This is a genomic window from Pseudobutyrivibrio sp. AR14, from assembly GCF_900101325.1.
Taxonomy (GTDB): Bacteria; Bacillota; Clostridia; order Lachnospirales; family Lachnospiraceae; genus Pseudobutyrivibrio.
The window spans coordinates 1-1,210 of record NZ_FMUY01000043.1; the positions used below are offsets into that span (position 1 = coordinate 1).

General features: G+C 33.6%; 2 protein-coding genes. Both read right to left on the minus strand.

All coding sequences use genetic code 11. From position 1 onward, the window contains the following. Positions 1 to 200: 200 nt before the first annotated feature. Positions 201 to 440, minus strand: coding sequence for a hypothetical protein (locus BLP50_RS14180; RefSeq protein WP_090155914.1), 240 nt, complete (start codon positions 438 to 440; stop codon positions 201 to 203). A gap of 56 nt (positions 441 to 496) precedes the next feature. After that, on the minus strand, positions 497 to 907 hold the full coding sequence (locus BLP50_RS14185; RefSeq protein WP_090155916.1) for a hypothetical protein: 411 nt from the start codon (positions 905 to 907) through the stop codon (positions 497 to 499). Positions 908 to 1,210: the final 303 nt, after the last annotated feature.

Sequence of the window (1,210 nt, forward strand, 5' to 3'; positions counted from 1 at the left end):
CCCAAATTTCCCGGTACTATAACTTCTACATATGTAATAGAAGTTCCTTCTGAATCCGGTTTAATAGCATATACTAATCCAAAATCTTTATCTGCATCGATTGCAAGAATCGAATAATTCTCTGGTTCTCCTGACACATTAAACAGGCCTTTACCTTCTTCCACATATATCAAGAAAATATCAAAACAAAAAGGCTCCTACTATTTGGAGTCCTTCTTTCCAAACCTATGTAGTTTATTCCATAAATCAATCCAAAAGTATGCAAAAAACACAAATGCCACGTGATAAAATGGATTGGTTCTAAATAAACTCATTCCAAATGAATAAAACAAAAAAGGTACTAAAAGATATAAAAAGAAAATAATTCCACGATTGTTCTCTTTGATTTTTGTATCCTCTTGCAACGCATCAATCATTTTTTCTTCTACTTTTTCTTGCATTTTTTCACCTCATATAAGACATGCAGCGCATAATGCGTTGCATGCCTTTTTTAACATTAAATAGTAAACTGGTGAGAAAGATTTGGTAACCAGTCTCTTGTTGCTGATACATTAAAAGATTTGCCCTTTAATCCATTAATGCCATACGTTACAGCAGCACCGGCAATTACAGGAATTATAGAGCTAAATGCAATTAAGAATGCTCCTGCATACAATGTACCGGCACCAGCTGTTCCCAACTCAATCATAGTTGCAATTGCTGTTTCAGCCGCGGCCAAAGCTGCTGTTGCTTTAGCGACTGTCATTGCGCCTCCAACTGCTGAAAGAGCATGAATAACGAAACTACTATCACCAATCGTTAAAGTAAGATTAACGGTTCCGCCACCTTCAACATAACTCATTTCTTCATCATCCATCAACTCATAATTAGATGGCATAAGTAGATTAGCTTGTAAACAAATATCCATTTTTTTCTCCTTTTTTAATAATATTTTGAGGTAATCTCATTCGCGACTAAAATTACTCCCAATACATATATCTATATCAATGCATTTGATATCTAGCTCTTTAACCTCTCTTTCAATGTCTTACTCATTTACTATAACATGTGCATCATCAATAAAATACCTGAATGTGACAAACAGCGTTATTTTTGTGATAAACAACATTGTTTAGGTATTATTAATAGCATTCCATAATAAATTAAGGACCCCAAAAGAGGTCCTTAGCTTTTTCATTTACTTAGAATATTTTATTCACATTTGACATAT